We start from the raw sequence: 20,289 nt of genomic DNA on the forward strand, positions 1-20,289 counted from the left end.
CGGAGCACGTGCGGGCCCTGTAGCCTCGGAGGCCCGCACACCGCTTTTCCCGAAGGAGTCCTCCCGTGAGCCAGCGCACGCTCGTCCTGCTCAAGCCCGACGCCGTCCGCCGCGGCCTGGTCGGCGAGATCATCGGCCGCATCGAGCGCAAGGCCGGCTGGACGCTCGCGGCCCTGGAGCTGCGCGAGCTGGACCAGGAGACGCTGGAGCAGCACTACGGCGAGCACAAGGGCAAGCCCTTCTACGAGCCGCTGATGGGCTTCATGTCCTCCGGCCCCGTCGTCGCGCTCGTCGTCGAGGGCGAGCGGGTCATCGAGGGCGTCCGGCAGCTCGCCGGCCCGACCGACCCGATCGCCGCCGCGCCGGGCTCCGTCCGGGGCGACTTCGGCACCATCGTCCGTGAGAACCTGATCCACGCCTCGGACTCCGAGGAGTCGGCGCTCCGCGAACTGAAGATCTTCTTCCCGGGCCTCGTCTGATCCGGCTGTCGTCCGATCCGGCTGTCGTCCGATCCGGTTCTCGTGCGGACCGGGCCCCGTCTGATCCGGCGTCAGCCGAACGCACCATCCCGCTGGGGCGACCGAAGGAATTTCGGTCGCCCCCGGGTATATGAACGACAATCCCGGGAACGGATCGCCGCATCCTGCCGTCACCTGTACAGAGGCGGACCACCGCGCGGCATTCCGGCGGGCAGCACTACGATGGAAAACTCCACGCCGCACCACCTCTCAGCCATGGGAAATCAAGGGGAACTCAATGTCGTTCATCGGCCGTGACATGGCTGTCGACCTCGGGACCGCCAACACGCTGGTGTACGTCAGGGGTCGAGGCATCGTTCTGAACGAGCCGTCCGTCGTCGCCATCAACACCAACACCGGCGGCATCCTCGCGGTCGGCGCCGAGGCGAAGAAGATGATCGGCCGGACCCCCGGCAACATCGTCGCCGTCCGCCCCCTCAAGGACGGCGTCATCGCCGACTTCGAGATCACCGAGCGGATGCTCCGCTACTTCATCCTCAAGATCCACAAGCGCCGCTACCTGGCCCGCCCCCGGGTCGTCGTCTGCGTGCCCTCCGGCATCACCGGAGTCGAGCGCCGCGCCGTCATCGAGGCCTCGACCCAGGCCGGCGCCCGCCAGGTGCACATCATCGAGGAGCCCATGGCGGCGGCCATCGGCTCGGGCCTCCCCGTCCACGAGGCCACCGGCAACATGGTCGTGGACATCGGCGGCGGCACCACCGAGGTCGCCGTCATCTCCCTCGGCGGAATCGTCACGGCACAGTCCATCCGGGTGGCCGGCGACGAGCTGGACAACGCGATCATCCAGCACATCAAGAAGGAGTACTCGCTCCTCCTCGGTGAGCGCACGGCCGAGCAGATCAAGATCACCATCGGCTCCGCCTACGACCTGGAGAAGGACGAGCACACCGAGATCCGCGGCCGCGACCTCGTCTCCGGTCTGCCCAAGACCGTGGTCATCTCCGCCGCCGAGGTCCGCAAGGCCATCGAGGAACCGGTCAACGCGATCGTCGACGCGGTGAAGACCACCCTCGACAAGTGCCCCCCGGAGCTCTCCGGTGACGTCATGGACCGCGGCATCGTTCTCACCGGTGGCGGCGCCCTGCTGCGCGGCCTCGACGAGCGCCTCCGCCACGAGACCGGGATGCCGATCCACATCGCCGAGGACCCGCTGGACTCGGTGGCGCTCGGCTCCGGCAAGTGCGTCGAGGAGTTCGAGGCCCTCCAGCAGGTCCTCGACGCCCAGCCGCGCCGCTAGCACCACGGACCGGGTCGGTGCGGTAGAACTACCGCACCGACCCCCGGCACACCCGGCACACCACGGAACAACGGAACAGACGAACCACGAGGAAAGGCACGGCCGCCGCACGTGAGGGACACACGAGAGAGCCGGCTGCTCCTGGTACTGCTGATCGCCATCGCGTTCGCGCTGATCACGGTGGACATCCGCGGCGGCCAGGAGTCACCCGTCGACGGTGCCCGGCAGGCCGCGGCGGCGGTCTTCGGGCCGGTCGAGAACGGTGTGGCCGCCGCCGTCGACCCCGTAGGCAACGCCATAGGCGCGGTACGGGACTCCGGCGAGCGGCACACCCGGCTCGCCGCCCTGGAGAAGGAGAACGCCGAGCTGAAGGCGAAGCTCGGCAGCGACGACCGCAACCGCAACCGGCTGAACGAGCTGGACACCCTGCTCAAGACCGCCGGAGCCGGCCAGTACGGCATCAAGGGCGCCCAGGTCGTCGCCATAGGAGCGGCCCAGGGCTTCTCCTGGACCGTCACCATCGACGTCGGCGCCCGCGACGGCATCCGCCGGGACATGACGGTGCTCAACGGCGCCGGACTCGTCGGCCGCGTCACCACCGTCGGCCCCTCCACCTCCACGGTCCTCCTCGCCAACGACCCCGACTTCACCGTCGGCACCCGCATGGAGAAGAGCGACGAGCTCGGCTTCGCCACCGGCCAGGGCAACAGCCCGCTGCGCGTCCAGCTCCTCAACGGCAAGGCCGAGGTCAAGCCCGGCGACCGGCTCGTCACCTTCGGCTCGCGCGCCGACAAGCCCTTCGTGCCCGGCGTCCCGGTCGGCGAGATCGTCCGCGTCGACCCGGCGGGCGGGGGCCTCACCCGCAACGTCTACGTCCGCCCGTACGTCGGCTTCACCAAGCTCGACATCGTCGGCGTCGTCGTCCAGGCCCCGCGCTCCGACCCGCGCGACGCGGTCCTGCCGCAGAAGCCGAAGCCCGCGCCGACCGTCACCGTCACCGTCACGCCGAAACCGGCGGACGGACAACAGACGGGGCAGGACCCGAACCAGGCCGGTCAGAACCAGGCCGGACAGAACCAGGCCGGTCAGAACCAGAACCAGGGGGACACGACACCGTGAAGTTCAACCGGATCCTCCTCTCCGCCGCCCTGATCGTGGTCGCCCTGGTCGTCCAGGTCTCCGTCCTCGCCCGCCTCCAGCTCCCCGGCGCCGTCCCCGACCTCGTCCTCCTCACCGTCGTCGGCCTCGCCCTCGTCTACGGACACGTCAGCGGCGCCCTCATCGGCTTCACCGCCGGACTCCTCGCCGACCTGGCCCCGCCCGCCGACCACGCCGCCGGCCGCTACGCCCTCGTGCTCTGCGTCATCGGCTACCTCGTCGGCCTGGCCCGCCCGGAGAACGGCCGGCTGACCTCCGCGGCCGGCCCCATGGCCGTCGTCGTCGCCGCGGCCGTCGGCTCCACGCTCCTCTACGCGGGCGTCGGCGCCCTCGTCGGCGACACCGCCGCCCGCCACGTCGGCCTGGGCTTCCTGCTGTTCACCGCGGCCCTGTACGACCTGCTCCTCGCGCCCTTCGTGGTGCCGCTCGTCATGGCCCTGGCCCGCCGCGCCGAGAACGATCCGCTCGCCGACGCCGGCGGGGGTGCCGGCACCGACGTCGCCTCCGGCTGGCTCGCCTCCGGCACCGGCCTGAGCATCGGTGCCCAGCGCGGCGGCCTGCGCGTGAAGGCCGCCCGGAACCGGGCCGCGCGCGCCGGACGCATCAAGGGAGTCAAGCGACTGTGAACGAGGGGGCCACGGCAGCATGAGCAACATCCCCGAGACCGGCCGGACCCCCCGGGTCCAGATCCGGCTCGTCGTCATCCAGATCCTCGTCTTCTCCCTGCTCCTCACCCTGGGGGGACGGCTCTGGTACCTCCAGATCCGCAACGGCAAGGAGTACACGGACGAGGCCAAGAACAACCACGTCCAGCAGGTCGTCCAGCCCGCCGTCCGCGGCTCGATCCTGGACGCCCGCGGCGTCCCGCTCGCCGACAACGAGACCCGGCTCGTGGTCTCCGCGTCCCGCACCGAGCTGATGAAGATGAAGGACGACGGCAAGGCCGTCCTCACCCGGCTCGCCGGGGTCCTCGGGATGAAGCCCGAGGACGTCGTCAACGCGATCCGGCTCTGCGACTCCAAGACCCCCAAGCCCTGCTGGAACGGCTCCCCGTACCAGCCGATCCCGGTCACGGACGAGGCCACCACGCAGCAGGCGCTGACGATCCGCGAGAGCTCCGAGGACTTCCCCGGCATCACCGCCGAGCCCACCGCCGTCCGCCGCTACCCGGCCCCCGGCAAGGCCCGCACCGCGCAGGTCCTCGGCTACCTCTCGCCCGTCACCGACTCCGAGATCGAGAAGGCCAAGGACACCGACTCGCCGTTCCTCCGCTCCGACCAGGTCGGCCGCTCCGGCATCGAGCGCACCTACGACAAGGAGCTGCGGGGCAAGGCGGGCGTCACCCGCTACGAGGTCGACAACCTCGGCCGCGTCATGGGCCAGGCCAAGGCCGACCCCGGGGTCGCCGGCTCCACCCTCGTCACCAGCATCGACGCCCGCGTGCAGGCCGTCGCCGAGTACGAGCTCCACGCGGCGATGAAGGAGGTCCGGAAGGAGACCGACAAGATCACCGGCCGGAAGTACGAGGCCGACGCGGGCGCCGTCGTCGTCATGGAGACCAAGACCGGCCGCGTCGTCGCGATGGCCTCCCAGCCCGACTACGACCCCAACGCCTGGGTCGGCGGCATCTCCGCCAAGGACTACTCCACCCTGACCAGCAAGGCCTCCAACTACCCGCTGCTCAACCGCGCCATCCAGGGCCAGGCCGCCGCCGGCTCCATCTTCAAGGTGATCTCGGCGAGCGCCGCTGTGCGGGCCGGCCACGACTTCAACGACAAGTACAACTGCAGCAGCTCGTACAGCCTCGGCAGCCGCAGCTTCGCCAACTTCGAGTCCCAGGGGCACGGCCCCATCACCCTCGGCGAGGCCCTCAAGTACTCCTGCAACACCGTCTTCTACGCCCTCGGCCACCAGGAGTGGCAGCGCGACGGCGGCATCACGCCCAAGAAGGACGCGAAGGACTGGTTCTACCGCACCGCCCGCGACTTCGGGCTCGGCGCCGAGACCGGCATCGACCTGCCGAACGAGGTGACCGGCCGCGTCCCCGACCGCAAGTGGAAGCAGGACTTCTGGGCGGCCAACAAGGACGTCTGGTGCAAGCAGGGCAAGAAGGGCGGCACCTACGTCCAGCAGATCGCCTACGAGAGCTGCCTCGAAGGCAACCAACTGAAGGCCTACGACAGCATCAACTTCGCCATCGGCCAGGGCGACGTCCTCGTCACCCCCATCCAGATGGCCACCATCTACGCCGCCATCTCCAACGGCGGCACCCTCTACGACCCCACCGTCGGCAAGGCCGTCATCAGCCCCGACGGCAAGAGCGTCCGGGAGATCAAGCCCACCTCCCACGGCAAGCTCCCGGTCAACGCCCAGACCATCAACGACCTCGACAAGGGCCTGCGCTCCGTCGTCGAGCCCGGCGGCACCGCCGCCTGGCGGTTCGGCGGCTGGCCCCAGGACAAGATCCCGATGCGGGCCAAGACGGGCACCGCCCAGGTGTACGGCAAGCAGACCACCTCCTGGCTGGCCACCTACACCGACGACTTCACCATCGTCATGACGATCTCCCAGGGCGGCACCGGCTCCGGCGCCTCAGGCCCCGCCGTGCGCAACATCTACGACGCCCTCTACGGCCTCGACGGCGAGGGCAACCAGGACCTCAAGCGGGCCCTGCTGCCCCAGCCGCAGAAGGCCCTGCCGAAGATCAACCGCTACGGCACCATCGACGCCCCCGCGATCAAGCCGTACGACCCCGCGAAGCAGAAGCCCGTCCCCGCGGGGGACGGCGAGCCCACGGGGGAGAACGACGGACAGCCGCCCCTGGCGGGGCCGCCGCCCGGCCGGAGGGACTGACCCGATGACGACCCGCACCAGCTTCTCCGTCTCCCGCTACGCCCCCCAGCGCGGGCCGCTCCTGAAGCTCACCGCCCGCGACTCCGTGCTGCGCCGCCTCGACTGGCCGATGCTGCTCTCGGCGCTCACCCTCTCCCTGCTGGGCGCCCTGCTCGTCTGGTCGGCCACCCGGGGCCGCACCCAGCTCAACCAGGGAGACCCGTACTACTTCCTCTTCCGGCACCTCCTCAACACCGGCATCGGCCTCGCCCTGATGGTCGGCACGATCTGGCTCGGCCACCGCACCCTGCGCGGCGCGGTGCCGGTCCTCTACGGCATCTCGATCGTGCTGATCCTCGCCGTCCTCACCCCGCTCGGCGCCACCATCAACGGCGCCCACGCGTGGATCGTGATCGGCGGCGGCTTCTCCCTCCAGCCCAGCGAGTTCGTCAAGATCACGATCATCCTGATCATGGCGATGCTGCTCGCGGCCAAGGTCGACGCGGGGGACCAGCTCCACCCCGACCACGGGACCGTCGCCAAGGCCCTCGTCCTCGCCGCCCTGCCCATGGGCATCGTCATGCTGATGCCCGACCTCGGCTCGGTCATGGTGATGGCGGTCATCGTCCTCGGTGTGCTGCTCGCCTCCGGCGCGTCCAACCGCTGGGTCCTCGGCCTGATCGGCGCGGGCGTCCTCGGCGCGTTCCTCGTCACCGCGCTCGGAATGCTCGACGAGTACCAGATCAACCGCTTCGCGGCCTTCGCCAACCCCGACCTCGACCCGGCGGGCGTCGGCTACAACACCAACCAGGCCCGCATCGCCATCGGCTCCGGAGGCCTCTACGGCACCGGCCTCTTCCAGGGGCACCAGACCAGCGGCCAGTTCGTGCCCGAGCAGCAGACCGACTTCATCTTCACCGTCGCGGGGGAGGAGCTGGGCTTCGTCGGCGCCGGCCTCATCCTCGTCCTCCTCGGGATCGTCCTCTGGCGCGCCTGCCGGATCGCCCGCGAGACCACCGAGCTCTACGGCACGGTCGTCGCCGCCGGGATCATCGCCTGGTTCGCCTTCCAGTCCTTCGAGAACATCGGCATGACCCTCGGCATCATGCCGGTCGCGGGCCTGCCCCTGCCGTTCGTCTCGTACGGCGGCTCGTCGATGTTCGCGGTGTGGGTGGCGATCGGACTCCTCCAGTCGATCCGCGTCCAGCGCCCGATGACGGCCTGATACCGGCCTTTCCGCCCGTTCGCCCGAGTACGCGGGCCCGTCGGCGGTTAGAAGCGGGGTATGGCCGAGACGAAGCGCGAGATCGAGCGGAAGTACGAAGCCACGACGGGAAGCGGCGTCCCGGACCTCACCCGGGTCCCGGACGTCGCGACCGTCGTCGACGACGGCGTCGTGGAACTCGACGCCACCTACCACGACACCCCCGACCTGCGCCTGGCCGCCGACTCGATCACCCTGCGCCGCCGCACCGGCGGCTCCGACGAGGGCTGGCACCTGAAGTTCCCCGTCGCCGCCGGCGTCCGCGACGAGATCCGCACCCCGCTCTCCGACGCCCTCCCGCCCGACCTGGCCGCCCTGCTGCGCTCCCGCGTCCGGGGCGCCGAGGTCGTGCCCGTCGTCCGGCTCCGCTCCGCCCGCGACGTCCGCCGGCTCCTCGACGCCGACGGCGGCCTCCTCGCCGAACTCTCCGTCGACACCGTCCGCGCCCGGCGCCTGCCCGGAGGCCCCCGGGCCTCCTGGACCGAGATCGAGGTCGAGGCCGCCGACGACGCGGACCCCGGCATCCTCGACGCCGTCGAGAAGCGCCTGAAGAAGGCGGGCGTCCGCCCCGCGCACGCCCCCTCCAAACTGGCCAGGGCCCTCGCGGAGACCGCCCCGGACGACCACGACGCCGACGACCGTCCCGACGCCCCGCCGCCCGCCGCACCCGGCACCGCCGGAGCCGCCGTCCTCGCCTACGTACGGAAACAGGCCGAGGCGATCGTCGCGCTCGACCCCGCCGTCCGCCGCGACCTGCCCGACGCCGTGCACCAACTCCGCGTCGCCTGCCGCCGCCTGCGCAGCGCCCTCAAGACGTACCGCTCCGTCCTCGACCGGAGGGCCACCGACCCCCTCGGCGCCGAACTCAAGTGGCTCGCGGGCGAACTGGGCGTCGCCCGCGACCAGGAGGTGCTCGCCGCCCGCCTCCGCGCCCGGCTCGACGACGTCCCCCGGCCCCTGCGCCGGGGCCCCGTGAAGGCCCGGCTGCGGATCTGGGACACCGCCCGCACCAAGGCGGCCCGCCGCAGGGCCCTCGCCGCCCTCGACTCCGACCGCCACCTCGCCCTCCTCGACCGGCTCGACGCCCTGCTCGCCGACCCGCCCCTGCGGAAGGCCGCCTCCCGGGACGCCGCGAAGGTCCTCGCCCGCGCCGTCCGCGAGGACCGCGCCCGGCTCGCCGCCCGCGTCGACCGCGCGCTCTCCCTCGCCCCCGGCCACGAGCGCGACCTCGCCCTCCACGAGGCCCGCAAGGCCGCCAAGCGCGCCCGCTACGCCGCCGACGCGGCCCGCCCCACCCTCGGCAAGTCCGCCAAGAAACTCTCCAAACGTGTGAAGAAGGTGCAGTCCCTGCTCGGCGAGCACCAGGACGGCGTGGTCGCCCGCGCCACCCTCCGCGACCTCGCCGCCCAGGCCCACGCGGCCGGCGAGACCGCCTTCACCTGGGGACTCCTGTACGGCAGGGAGGAGGCGGCGGCGGACGCGGCCGAGCGCGCGCTGCCGGAGGTCTGGGCGGAGGCCGCGTCCCCCTGACCCCGGAGCCTCGCGGGGCGGCTCGGGGCCACCGGGCACCGGGGTACGCTTGAGAGTCGCCCCCCTGCCCGCTCACGAAGGTTCGAGATGTCTGCTGCCGAGTCTGTCTTCCCGCAGCTCGAAGCCCTGCTCCCGCACGTGCAGAAGCCGATCCAGTACGTCGGCGGAGAGCTGAACTCCACGGTCAAGCCCTGGGACGAGTGCGACGTCCGCTGGGCGCTGATGTACCCGGACGCGTACGAGGTCGGCCTGCCCAACCAGGGCGTCATGATCCTCTACGAGGTACTGAACGAGCGCGAGGGCGTCCTCGCCGAGCGCACCTACAGCGTGTGGCCGGACCTCGAAGAGCTGATGCGCGAGCACGAGGTGCCGCAGTTCACGGTCGACAGCCACCGCCCGGTCGGTGCCTTCGACGTGTTCGGCCTGTCCTTCTCCACGGAGCTGGGCTACACCAACATGCTCACCGCGCTGGACCTCGCGGGCATCCCGCTGACCGCCGCGGACAGGACCGTCGACCACCCGATCGTGCTCGCCGGCGGCCACGCCGCGTTCAACCCCGAGCCGATCGCGGAGTTCATCGACGCGGCGGTCATCGGCGACGGCGAGCAGGCCGTCCTCGACATGACCGCGATCATCCGCGCCTGGAAGGCGGAGGGCAGGCCGGGCGGCCGCGAAGAGCTCCTCTTCCGCCTCGCGAGGACCGGCAACATCTACGTCCCGCGCTTCTACGACGTCGAGTACCTCCCGGACGGCCGCATCGGCCGCGTCGTGCCCAACCGGTCCGGCGTGCCGTGGCGCGTCTCCAAGCACACCGTCATGGACCTCGACGAGTGGCCGTACCCCAAGCAGCCCCTCGTCCCGCTCGCGGAGACCGTCCACGAGCGCATGTCCGTCGAGATCTTCCGCGGCTGCACCCGCGGCTGCCGCTTCTGCCAGGCCGGCATGATCACGCGCCCCGTGCGGGAGCGAAGCATCACCGGCATCGGCGAGATGGTCGAGAAGGGCCTCAAGGCGACGGGCTTCGAGGAGGTCGGCCTCCTCTCCCTCTCCTCGGCGGACCACACCGAGATCGGCGAGATCGCCAAGGGCCTCGCGGACCGCTACACCGAGGACAAGGTGGGCCTGTCCCTCCCCTCGACCCGCGTGGACGCCTTCAACGTCGACCTGGCCAACGAGCTGACCAGGAACGGCCGCCGCTCCGGCCTCACCTTCGCCCCCGAGGGCGGCTCCGAGCGGATGCGCAAGGTCATCAACAAGATGGTCTCGGAGGAGGACCTCATCCGGACCGTCTCCACCGCGTACGGCAACGGCTGGCGCCAGGTGAAGCTGTACTTCATGTGCGGCCTGCCGACGGAGACCGACGAGGACGTCCTCCAGATCGCCGACATGGCGATGAACGTGATCGCCGAGGGCCGCAAGGTCTCCGGCCAGAACGACATCCGCTGCACCGTCTCCATCGGCGGCTTCGTGCCCAAGCCGCACACCCCCTTCCAGTGGGCCCCGCAGCTCTCGGCCGAGGAGACGGACGAGCGCCTGCGCAAGCTCCGCGACAAGATCCGCGGCGACAAGAAGTACGGCCGCTCGATCGGCTTCCGCTACCACGACGGCAAGCCCGGCATCGTCGAGGGCCTCCTCTCGCGCGGCGACCGGCGCCTCGGCAGCGTCATCCGCGCCGTGTACGAGGACGGCGGCCGCTTCGACGGCTGGCGCGAGCACTTCTCGTACGACCGCTGGATGGCCTGCGCCGAGAAGACGCTCCCCGAGTACGGCGTGGACGTCGCCTGGTACACCACCCGCGAGCGCACCTACGAGGAGGTCCTGCCCTGGGACCACCTGGACTCCGGCCTCGACAAGGACTGGCTCTGGGAGGACTGGCAGGACGCCCTTGACGAGACCGAGGTCGAGGACTGCCGCTGGACCCCGTGCTTCGACTGCGGCGTCTGCCCCCAGATGGACACCCACATCCAGATCGGCCCCACCGGCAAGAAGCTGCTGCCGCTGACGGTCGTCAAGTAGGACCTCCGGGCGACGGCCCGGCGCGGAAGAGAGGCGTTCGGACGATCCGGTCCGGGCGCCTCTCGGCGTTCTCGGGGCCTGTTCAGGAAGAACCCCCACGGCTCGCCTTCGCCCCCGAGGGCGGCCGGCTCGGAGCCGGGGACCGGACGTCGTCCCGGAAGATCGAGCCCGAGACGCCTCGTCGTGGCGCTTCGCGGCGAAGCTAGGCTTCCGCGCATGATCGACCGTCTCGGTTACACCTGCTCATGCTGCGGCGAGTACCACGCGGAACTTCCGATGGGCTACAGCGCTGCGGCCCCCGACGTCTGGGACGCGCGCTTCGAAGGACGGTCCGACAGCCTGCTCTCGTCGGACCAGTGCGTCATCAAGGCCCGGCACTACTTCATCAAGGGGTTGATCGAGATACCCGTCATCGGCAGTGACGAGGTGTTCTCGTGGGGCGTCTGGGTCTCCCTCAGCCGGGACAACTTCTCCCGGGCCGCGGACATGTGGAACACGCCCGGCCGTGAAGACGAGAAGCCGTACTTCGGCTGGCTGACCACCGAACTGCCGGTCTACTCGCCCGGTACCACCCACCTGAAGACGAACGCCCACACCCGCCCGGTCGGCCGACGCCCTTACATCGAGCTCGAACCCACCGATCATCCTCTCGCGGTCGAGCAGCGCACGGGCATCGGTCTCGACCGCGTCCGTGAGATCGCCGAAGCCGTCCTCCACGGCGATGGGAAGGGCCGCTGACCGGCCCTTCCGACATCGGTCTCGCGATGCCGTCCGATGCGTCCTTGGCTACCCTGTAAGGACGGTGACCTGCGGAAACGGACTGAGCGGGTTGTCTTTGGCAAGCCCACGTACGAGACGGACGCCGCCTGATGCGGCCGTCTCGTCACTCCTGGCCGTGGAGGCGGTCGGGCCGGCAGTGCCGACGTCCGGAAGAGGGTTGACGGCGCATGAGTCGTCGTACTGGTGGTTTCGCCGGCGCTTGGGCCGAGGCGCAGCGCCAACAGCAGCGTCGGCTGGAGGCCGAGGCCAGACAGCAGCGGGAACAAGAGCGGCAGGAACGGGCCCGCCAACGGCGTGCCGCGCAGGCTCACCGGGAGCAACGGCAGGCGGAGGCCCGACGGCGCACGGCAGAGTTGGAGGCGCGGGTCGCGTCGCTGCGGGAGGTGCTCTCCACCGGCTGCCGGGTTCCTGCCTTCAGAGCGGTTTCGCTGCTGCGTTCCGAAGAGGTCCGCCCTTTCTCGCCCGGACCGTTGGCGGCGCCGGTTCCCCTGCCGGACCCGGACGAGTACCGGGCCCGGACCGGATGGACCTCGATGCGGCGGACGCGCGCGCGGGCCGAGGCACGTGCCTGCTTCGAGCGCGACCTGCAGGCGGCCCAGGCCGAGGAGGCCCGGCGGCAGCAGCACGTGGCGGTCCAGCGGCGCGAGTACGACCGGTGGGCGGAAGCGCGACGATCGGAGGCGCGTCGGCACAACGCGGGCGTCACCAGGATGCTCGAAGAGGTCCGGCGAGGAGAGCCCGACGCCGTCGTCGAGTACTTCACGACGGCCCTCCACGCGTCCCCGGCACGGCCCGAAGGGTTCCCCCGGCAGGTCGCGGCGGCTTACGACACGGCGGCACGACAGCTGGTGCTCGACTGGGAGCTGCCGGGGTACGGAATCGTTCCCGAGGCGAAGTCGGTGCGGTACGTGCCGACCCTCGACCAGGACAAGGAGACGCCACGTCCGGAGGGCCAACGCCGTGCGCTGTACCGCGAGGTTCTCGCGCAGTGCGTGTTGCTGGTCCTGCACGACCTGTTCGCGGCGGACGAGTTCGACGTGCTCGAATCCGTGGCGCTGAACGGATTCGTGGACGATCACGACCCGGTGACGGGCCGGCGGGCGCGCATCTTCCTGGCGACCGTCATGACACGACGACCGGCGTTCAACGGGCTGCGCCTGGAACAGGTGGACGCGGTGAGCTGCCTGACCGACGGGCTGCGGGGACAGCTCTCGTCCCGGCCGGACCGACTCGACCCCGTGCGTCCCGCCCGCGTGCCGCAGGACGTCGGAGACCACGTGGTCACCCACGGCGACGACGAGGAACCGGATCTGTACGCGATGGACCCCGTCGCCTTCGAGGCGCTCGTCGCCGAGCTCTTCCGGGCCATGGGAATGCGGGCCGTGACGACCCAGCGCTCGAACGACGGCGGTGTGGACGTCGATGCCGTCGACCCCGCTCCGATCCGCGGCGGCAAGATCGTCGTACAGGTGAAGCGCTACCGCGCCACCGTGCCGCCCACGGCCGTCCGCGACCTGTACGGCACGATGCAGGACGCGGGCGCCAACAAGGGCGTCCTGGTGACCACGGCGGGGTTCGGCCCCGGCTCGCACGCGTTCGCCCACGGCAAGCCCCTGGAACTCGTCTCGGGCGGTGAGCTCATCGACCTGCTCCACCGGCACGGACTGCGCGGACGCCTGGGAGAGGGCGGCCGGGCGGCACCGACGCCCCCGCCGTCGCCCCCGGGCCCGGCGACCCCGCCCGACGACCACAACGTGCTCGGCGTGTCCTGGTCCGGCGACGTCGCCCTGGACGTCTGCGCGCTCGTCTGCTCGGGCGGCCGGGTCCTCGGCGACGATCACTTCGTCTTCTACAACAACGTTCGGAGCCCGGACGGCTCCGTGCGCCTGCTCCCGGCCGTGGTGCCGGACAAGGCGGCGATCCGCGTCTCGTTCGACTCGTTGCCGGATGCCGCCGACCGGGTCGTCCTGGCGGTCGCGATCGCCCCGGAGGTCGACCCCGACGCGGATCTGGCCGGGTTCACGGATGCGCGCATCCGCCTGCTCGATCCGTCCATGACGGAACTCGCCGGACTCGCGGTGTCCGACGGGCGCCCTCGGGAGACCGCCCTGGTGCTCGGTTCCTTCCGGCGCAGGGACAACGGCGACTGGGACTTCGTACTGGGCGGCAAGGGGTACACGGGAGGGCTGGGGCAGCTCGTCCGGGACTACGGCATCACGGTCGTCACGTAGGGCCCCGGGCGACGGCCCGGCGCGAGGGGTGAACCCTCCGCCGGGCCGTCGCGTCATGTTCGGCATGAGCATGGAACACCCGACGTCACCTGCGCTGATCCGCATCCCGGTCCGGATCGTCGTGCTCGTGGCCGTCCTGCCGGTCCGCATGGCCTGGGACGCCCTCACCGCCACGGGCCGCCTCCTCGACCGGACCCTGCTCCGCCCGGCGGGCCGTGGCCTGGAGTGGCTGTGGCGAAAGGCCCTCGCACCGGCGGGCCGGGGACTGGTGTGGCTGCTCGGGGCGGTGTTGGTGTGGCCGTGGGTGGCGCTGTGGCGGTACGTGGTGGTGCCGGTGGCCCGGTACGGGGTCGCCGTCCCGGCCGTGTGGCTGTACCGGACGCTCCTGCGCCCGGCCGGGCGGGGGCTGCTCCGGGGGCTCGCGGTGGCGGGGGAGGGGCTCGGGTGGTTCCTTCCCCGGCTGGGCCGGGCGGTGTTCGTGTGGCCGTGGGTGGGGCTGTGGCGGTACGTGGTCGTGCCGGTGGCCCGGTACGGGATCGCCGTCCCGGCCGTGTGGCTGTACCGCCGGGTCCTCTCCCCGCTCGGCACCGGCTGCCTGTTCCTCCTGGAGAAACTCCTCCTCGTCCCCTTCGTCGCGCTCTTCCGGTACGTCCTGGTCCCCCTGCTCCGGTACGGGGTCGCCGTCCCCGCGCTCTGGCTCGGCCGGCACGTGCTCACCCCGCTGGGGCGGGGCCTGGGACGGTGCTTCCGGCAGGCCGGACGGGGGCTCGGGTGGTTCCTTCCCCGGCTGGGCCGGGCGCTGTTCGTGTGGCCGTGGGCCGGGCTGTGGCGGTACGTGGTCGCGCCCGTCGCCCGGTACGGGATCGCCGTCCCCGCCGTCTGGCTCTGGACCCGGGTCCTCGTGCCCGTCGGGCGGGAGGTGCGGGACGCGCTCGCCCTGTGCTGGCGGGTCGCCGGATTCGTGTCGCGGGCCGTCGGCCGGGGACTCAAGTGGCTCGCGTGGAACCTGCTCGGACGGCCCCTGGTCCGGGTCTGGCAGGGGCTCCGGTGGTGCGGCCGGCATCTCGTCGCGCGGCCCCTGGCCCGGGCATGGCGCGGGCTCCGCTGGTGCGGTCGGCACCTCGTCGCGCGGCCCGTCGCCCTGGTGTGGGCGGCCGTCGTCCGGCCGGCCGGGCGCTGGGTCCGGGACGGCGTCTGGGCCCCGGCGCGCCGGGTCGCCGTCGAGGCGGGACGCGCCGCGAAGGAAGCGCTCGTCTCCGCCCGCGCCACCGTCCGGGAGGCCCGCCGGGACGCCTGGCGCGCGCTCGTCGGCGCGGCCCGGCCGGTCGAGCCCCGGGAACCGGAGGCGGCCCGGGCGCGTACTCTGGGTAGTACAACGAACGTCTCCGGCGCGGTGCCCGCCCCCGAGATCTCCCTGCGGAAGCGGGGGTGAACCGGGCGGACCCCCCGAAGCGACCCGCACATCTCGTGGACGGCGCACGCCCGCGCCGCCCCGCAACGAGGAGAAGAACCACTGGGCAAGCGACAGCCCGAAGGCCCGCCGCCCGCACCGGCGGTGCAGCGCATCCGACTGCGCTACACCAAGCGCGGCCGCCTCCGGTTCACCAGCCACCGCGACTTCCAGCGCGCCTTCGAGCGCGCCCTGCGCCGCGCCGAGGTGCCCATGGCGTACTCGGCCGGCTTCACCCCCCACCCCAAGGTGTCGTACGCCAACGCCGCCCCGACCGGGACCGGCTCCGAGGCCGAGTACCTGGAGATCGCCCTCACCGAGGCGCGCGACCCGGAGACCCTGCGGGCCCTGCTCGACGAGTCCCTCCCCGCCGGCCTCGACATCACCGACGCCGTCGAGGCCCGCACCTCGGGCCTCGCCGACCGGCTCACCGCCTCCGTCTGGGAGCTGCGCCTCGAAGGCGTCGCCCCCGAGGCGGCGGAGAAGGCCGTCGAGGCGTTTCTCGCGGCCGAGACCGTGGAAGTACAGCGCAAGACGAAGAACGGCGTCCGCACCTTCGACACCCGTTCCGCGGTCACCGAGCTGACGGCCGTCCGTCCCCAGGGCGACCCCCGGGAAGATGGGCCGCTGGACAGCGCCTGTGCGATACTGCGGCTGGTTGTTCGGCACGTGACACCTGCCGTACGACCCGACGACGTCCTGTCCGGTCTCCGAGCCGTGGCCGACCTGGCGCCGCCGGTCCCCGCCGCGGTGACCAGGCTGGCGCAGGGGCCCTTCGACGAGGAGTCCGGCACGGTGACCGACCCGCTCGCGCCCGACCGCGAGGCAGTCACGGCCGCTTCACCCACGGCCGCCGCGACCGCCCCGGCGACGGCGCCGGGTACGGACACCGCGTAGGGAGCGGTCGTCGCAGCGCAGCCCTGGCACTCGGGAGCCACCTGGGTCGGGCCGCGCACTGACCAGAAGACTTTCGCCAGGCCGTCCGCACAGGGCGTACGGAACCGGCGAGCCAGACATACAGCTCCCGTGCGGCGCCCGCGCCCCGGACGGCGGCACCTCGCCCCAGGCGTGACCGTGCCGCCGGACCGGAACCAGACGCGGCGCCCGGGAGCGTGACGGGAGAACCCCGGATGCCCGAGTCCAACGAAGACACCAATGCCCCCGGTGACAAGCTGCCGCCGCGCCGCAGGCGCCGCGCCGCTTCCCGCCCCGCCGGTCCGCCGGTGACGGGCGCGACCGCCGAGACCCCGGCCGCCGACGCGCCGGAGTCCGCCGAGGTCACCCGGTCGGCCCCCGAGCCGGCCGCCGAGACCGCGCCGGTCGAAGCCGAGGCCGCCCCCGCGCCGCGCACCCGCCGCCGGGCCACCCGCAAGGCCACCGCGCCCGCCGCGGAGACGGCGGAGCCGACGCAGCCGGCCGAGGCCCCGGCGCAGACGCCCGAGCCGGTCGCGGAGACCGCGCCCGAGGCCGCCGAGGAGGCCCCCGAGGCCCCCGAGGCCGCTCCGGCCCGCCCGGCCCGTCGCCGCGCCACCCGCAAGGCCACCGCTCCGGTGACCTCCCCGGCGGAGACCGCCGAGGCCCCCGCTGCCGCCGCGCCTTCCGCGCCCGAGGCCGCCGAGCCGGTGACCGCCGCGCCCGCCGCCGAGCCGGCCGTCGAGGAGGCCGCTCCGCCGGCCCGTACCCGCCGCCGTGCCACCCGTAAGGCCACCGCTCCGGTGACCTCCCCGGAGGAGGCCGCCGAGCCGGTCGCCGAGGCCGCCGCGCCTTCCGCGCCCGAGGCCGCCCCGGTCGAAGCCGAGGCCGCCCCCGCGCCGCGCACCCGCCGTCGCGCCACCCGCAAGGCCACCTCTCCCGAGCCGGTCGCCGAGACGCAGGCCGCCGAGGCGGCCGTCGAGACGCCCGTCGCCGGTGAGTCGCTGCCCGAGGCCGCCGTCGCGCAGATCGCCGCCGACGAGACCGAGGTCGCCGCCGCCGAGACCGCCGCCACGCGCGGTCGCGGCCGCCGCCGCGTCTCCTCGCCGCAGTTCACCTCCGAGCCGGCCCCGGCCCGCGAGCCGCGCCGCGCCGCGCGCCCCGCCGTCGCCGTCTTCCAGGCCCCGGTGTTCGCCGAGCCGATGTTCCAGACCCCGGAGACGGCCGCCGCGGCCGCCGCCGCCGTGCCCGCGGAGCCGGAGGCCGACGAGGTCGAGGAGACGGAGGAGACCGTCGAGACGGTCGAGGCCGAGGAGACCCCCGAGGCCGCCCCGGCCGCCGCCGAGACCGGCTCCCGCCGCCGTCGCCGCCGTCGCGGCGAGCCCGTCGCCGTCGAGCCCGTCCCGGCCACCGTGGCCGACGAGCCCGAGGTCGAGGCCGCCGCCGACGAGGTCGAGGAGACGGAGGAGGCCGAGGAGACGGACGAGTACGAGGACCGTCCCTCCCGCCGCCGTCGCCGTGGCGGCCGCCGCCGCCGTCGCGGTGAGCTCGCCGAGGCCGAGGAGTCCGAGGAGGGCGAGGAGCCGCACGCCGAGGACGAGTCCGAGGAGTCCGAGGACGGCGAGGAGGAGTCCGAGGACGCCGAGGGCCTCGCCGGAGGCTCCAGCAGCTCCCGCCGTCGTCGCCGTCGCCGCCGTCGCAGCGGGGACGCCTCCGCCGACGCCGCCGAGGCGGGCGACGAGGACGGCGTCCGTACGGTCGTCAAGGTCCGCGAGCCCCGCCCGGCCCGCGAGAAGGCCGAGCCCGGCACCGGCGCCGACGAGGTCCAGTCCATCAAGGGCTCGACCCGCCTGGAGGCCAAGAAGCAGCGCCGCCGCGAAGGCCGCGAGCAGGGCCGCCGCCGCGTCCCGATCATCACCGAGGCCGAGTTCCTCGCCCGCCGCGAGGCCGTCGAGCGCGTCATGGTCGTCCGCCAGAGCGGCGAGCGCACCCAGATCGGCGTCCTCGAAGACAACGTGCTCGTCGAGCACTACGTCAACAAGGAGCAGGCCACCTCGTACGTCGGCAACGTCTACCTGGGCAAGGTCCAGAACGTCCTGCCGTCCATGGAGGCCGCCTTCGTCGACATCGGCAAGGGCCGCAACGCCGTCCTGTACGCCGGCGAGGTCAACTTCGAGGCGCTCGGCATGGGCCACGGCCCGCGCCGCATCGAGTCCGCCCTCAAGTCCGGCCAGTCGGTCCTCGTCCAGGTCACGAAGGACCCGATCGGCCACAAGGGCGCCCGTCTGACCAGCCAGGTCTCCCTGCCCGGCCGCTACCTCGTGTACGTGCCCGAGGGCTCGATGACCGGCATCAGCCGCAAGCTCCCCGACACCGAGCGCGCGCGCCTGAAGACCATCCTCAAGAAGATCGTCCCCGAGGACGCGGGCGTCATCGTGCGCACCGCCGCCGAGGGCGCGAGCGAGGACGAGCTGCGCCGCGACGTCGAGCGCCTGCAGGCGCAGTGGGAGGACATCCAGAAGAAGGCGAGGAGCGGCAACGCCCCGACGCTGCTCTACGGCGAGCCGGACATGACCGTCCGGGTCGTCCGCGACATCTTCAACGAGGACTTCTCCAAGGTCATCGTCAGCGGCGACGACGCGTGGGAGACCATCCACGGGTACGTCGGCCACGTCGCCCCGGACCTGACCGACCGCCTGTCCAAGTGGACGAGCGAGGTCGACGTCTTCGCGACGTACCGCATCGACGAGCAGCTGATGAAGGCGCTCGACCGCAAGGTCTGGCTGCCGTCCGGCGGCTCGCTGGTGATCGACAAGACCGAGGCGATGATCGTCGTCGACGTCAACACCGGCAAGTTCACCGGCCAGGGCGGCAACCTGGAGGAGACCGTCACCAGGAACAACCTGGAGGCGGCCGAGGAGATCGTGCGCCAGCTGCGGCTGCGCGACCTCGGCGGCATCGTCGTCATCGACTTCATCGACATGGTCCTGGAGTCCAACCGCGACCTGGTGCTGCGCCGCCTCCTGGAGTGCCTGGGCCGGGACCGGACCAAGCACCAGGTGGCCGAGGTCACCTCGCTCGGCCTGGTCCAGATGACCCGCAAGCGGGTCGGCCAGGGCCTCCTGGAGTCCTTCTCCGAGACCTGCGTCCACTGCAACGGGCGCGGCGTCATCGTCCACATGGAGCAGCCGACCACCTCCGGCGGCGGTGGCGGCGGCAAGCGCGCGAAGAAGCGCGGCCGCGGCGGGGACGGACACGTCCACGAGCACGAGCACGCCGAGGCCGTGGAGTCCGGCGTCGACGCCGAGGCCCAGGAGACCGAGACCGAGGCCGAGGTCGCCGCGGAGCTGGCCGCCCCGGTGGCCGTGCCGGTGCCGATCGCCCCGGACGAGGAGCTGTACGGCTCCGTCGCCGAGGCGGAGGCGGCCGCCACGCGCGGCCGTGGCCGCCGTCGCGCGACCCGCCGGGTGACCGCCCCGGTCGCCTCGACGCCCGTCGCCCCGACGCCGGTCGCCCCGGCCCCGGTCGTCGTGACCGAACCCGTGGCCGAGCCGGCCGCCGGTCCCGAGGCCGTCGAGCCCGAGCCCGCTCCCGTGGCGGAGACCGGGACCGCGGTGGAGACCGTGGCCGAGGAGCCGGCCGCCCCGGCCCCGCGCGGCCGCCGCCGTGCCACCCGCCGGGCGACCTCCCTGGTCGTCTCGACCACGGAGCCGGCCGAGCCGGTCACCGTCGTGGAGACCGAGGCCGTCGCGGCACCGGTCGCGGAGCCGGAGCCCGTCGTGACCGAGGAACCCGCCGCCGAGGAGGCCCCCGTGGCCGCCCCGCCGCGCGCCCGCCGCCGGGTGGTCCGCAAGGCCACCGCCCCGGCCGGTTCGCCCGCGGGCGCCGAGGAGGCCGCCGTCGTGGTGGTCGCCGCGACCCCGGCCGCGGAGACCGAGGTCGCCGACACCGAGGCCGAGCCCGCCCCCGCCAAGAAGACGGCGGCGCGCAAGACCACGGCGAAGAAGGCCACGGCCAAGAAGGCCGCCACCAAGAAGACGGCGGCGACCAAGAAGACCGCGGCGAAGAAGACGACGACCGCCAAGAAGACCACGGCCAAGAAGGCGGCGGAGAAGACCTCCGCCCCGGCCCAGGACTGACCGGCGGGAAGATTCACCAGAGCCCCGCTCGGCACCGGAACCCCCGGTGTCGAGCGGGGCTTCTGCATGTGCCCGACAATTTTTTGGCGAAGATCATTCGATGTCGGACATCGCCCGTTGCTCTCCCCTCACAGGAAGTGCACAGTATCGACATAGCTCTTTTGCGGTTGTCGTGGGTGGGGATTCCGACATCGGGGGAAC

At 72.7% G+C, this 20,289-nt stretch carries 13 protein-coding genes; all 13 read left to right on the plus strand.

Translation table 11 applies throughout. The features are described 5' to 3' along the window. Nucleotides 1-65: 65 nt before the first annotated feature. The 13 genes from ndk to ACIQVI_RS09080 all read left to right on the plus strand — a co-directional run bounded on the left by ndk (nt 66) and on the right by ACIQVI_RS09080 (nt 20,088). On the plus strand, nt 66-479 hold the full coding sequence (ndk, locus tag ACIQVI_RS09020; protein WP_351972473.1) for a nucleoside-diphosphate kinase: 414 nt from the start codon (nt 66-68) through the stop codon (nt 477-479). A gap of 277 nt (nt 480-756) precedes the next feature. Beyond that, nucleotides 757-1,776 carry a rod shape-determining protein gene (locus tag ACIQVI_RS09025; protein WP_053645475.1) on the plus strand — a complete coding sequence of 340 codons (1,020 nt, stop codon included), beginning with the start codon at nt 757-759 and terminating at the stop codon, nt 1,774-1,776. 111 nt (nt 1,777-1,887) lie between these two features. After that, nucleotides 1,888-2,895, plus strand: a complete 1,008-nt coding sequence (gene mreC, locus ACIQVI_RS09030) for a rod shape-determining protein MreC (protein ID WP_403593045.1) — start codon at nt 1,888-1,890, stop codon at nt 2,893-2,895. Then, nucleotides 2,892-3,560: a rod shape-determining protein MreD gene (gene mreD, locus ACIQVI_RS09035; protein ID WP_121830243.1), complete on the plus strand. Its 669-nt coding sequence runs from the start codon at nt 2,892-2,894 to the stop codon at nt 3,558-3,560. Before mreC ends, mreD begins: the two co-directional genes overlap by 4 nt. Nucleotides 3,561-3,579: 19 nt before the next feature. Then, nucleotides 3,580-5,787: a penicillin-binding protein 2 gene (mrdA, locus tag ACIQVI_RS09040; RefSeq protein ID WP_351972038.1), complete on the plus strand. Its 2,208-nt coding sequence runs from the start codon at nt 3,580-3,582 to the stop codon at nt 5,785-5,787. Between the two features lie 4 nt (nt 5,788-5,791). Next, the gene (gene rodA, locus ACIQVI_RS09045) at nt 5,792-6,991 is read left to right on the plus strand and encodes a rod shape-determining protein RodA (RefSeq protein ID WP_351972039.1); all 1,200 of its coding nucleotides are present in this window, start codon (nt 5,792-5,794) and stop codon (nt 6,989-6,991) included. Between the two features lie 60 nt (nt 6,992-7,051). After that, on the plus strand, nt 7,052-8,560 hold the full coding sequence (locus ACIQVI_RS09050) for a CHAD domain-containing protein (protein WP_403593051.1): 1,509 nt from the start codon (nt 7,052-7,054) through the stop codon (nt 8,558-8,560). Nucleotides 8,561-8,647: 87 nt separating this feature from the next. Beyond that, the gene (locus ACIQVI_RS09055; RefSeq protein ID WP_403593054.1) at nt 8,648-10,576 is read left to right on the plus strand and encodes a TIGR03960 family B12-binding radical SAM protein; all 1,929 of its coding nucleotides are present in this window, start codon (nt 8,648-8,650) and stop codon (nt 10,574-10,576) included. Nucleotides 10,577-10,852: 276 nt separating this feature from the next. Further along, the gene (locus ACIQVI_RS09060) at nt 10,853-11,314 is read left to right on the plus strand and encodes a DUF2199 domain-containing protein (RefSeq protein WP_403594494.1); all 462 of its coding nucleotides are present in this window, start codon (nt 10,853-10,855) and stop codon (nt 11,312-11,314) included. Between the two features lie 209 nt (nt 11,315-11,523). Next, nucleotides 11,524-13,587: a restriction endonuclease gene (locus ACIQVI_RS09065; protein WP_403593057.1), complete on the plus strand. Its 2,064-nt coding sequence runs from the start codon at nt 11,524-11,526 to the stop codon at nt 13,585-13,587. Between the two features lie 64 nt (nt 13,588-13,651). Further along, nucleotides 13,652-15,019, plus strand: a complete 1,368-nt coding sequence (locus ACIQVI_RS09070) for a hypothetical protein (protein WP_403593060.1) — start codon at nt 13,652-13,654, stop codon at nt 15,017-15,019. A gap of 123 nt (nt 15,020-15,142) precedes the next feature. Further along, the gene (locus ACIQVI_RS09075; protein ID WP_351972043.1) at nt 15,143-15,934 is read left to right on the plus strand and encodes a TIGR03936 family radical SAM-associated protein; all 792 of its coding nucleotides are present in this window, start codon (nt 15,143-15,145) and stop codon (nt 15,932-15,934) included. Nucleotides 15,935-16,167: 233 nt separating this feature from the next. Further along, nucleotides 16,168-20,088 (plus strand): Rne/Rng family ribonuclease, encoded by a 3,921-nt coding sequence (locus tag ACIQVI_RS09080; RefSeq protein ID WP_403593064.1) that lies wholly within the window; start codon nt 16,168-16,170, stop codon nt 20,086-20,088. The last annotated feature ends 201 nt before the right edge of the window (nt 20,089-20,289 follow it).

The sequence above is a fragment of the Streptomyces sp. NPDC098101 genome, from assembly GCF_044760185.1.
Lineage (GTDB): Bacteria > Actinomycetota > Actinomycetes > Streptomycetales > Streptomycetaceae > Streptomyces.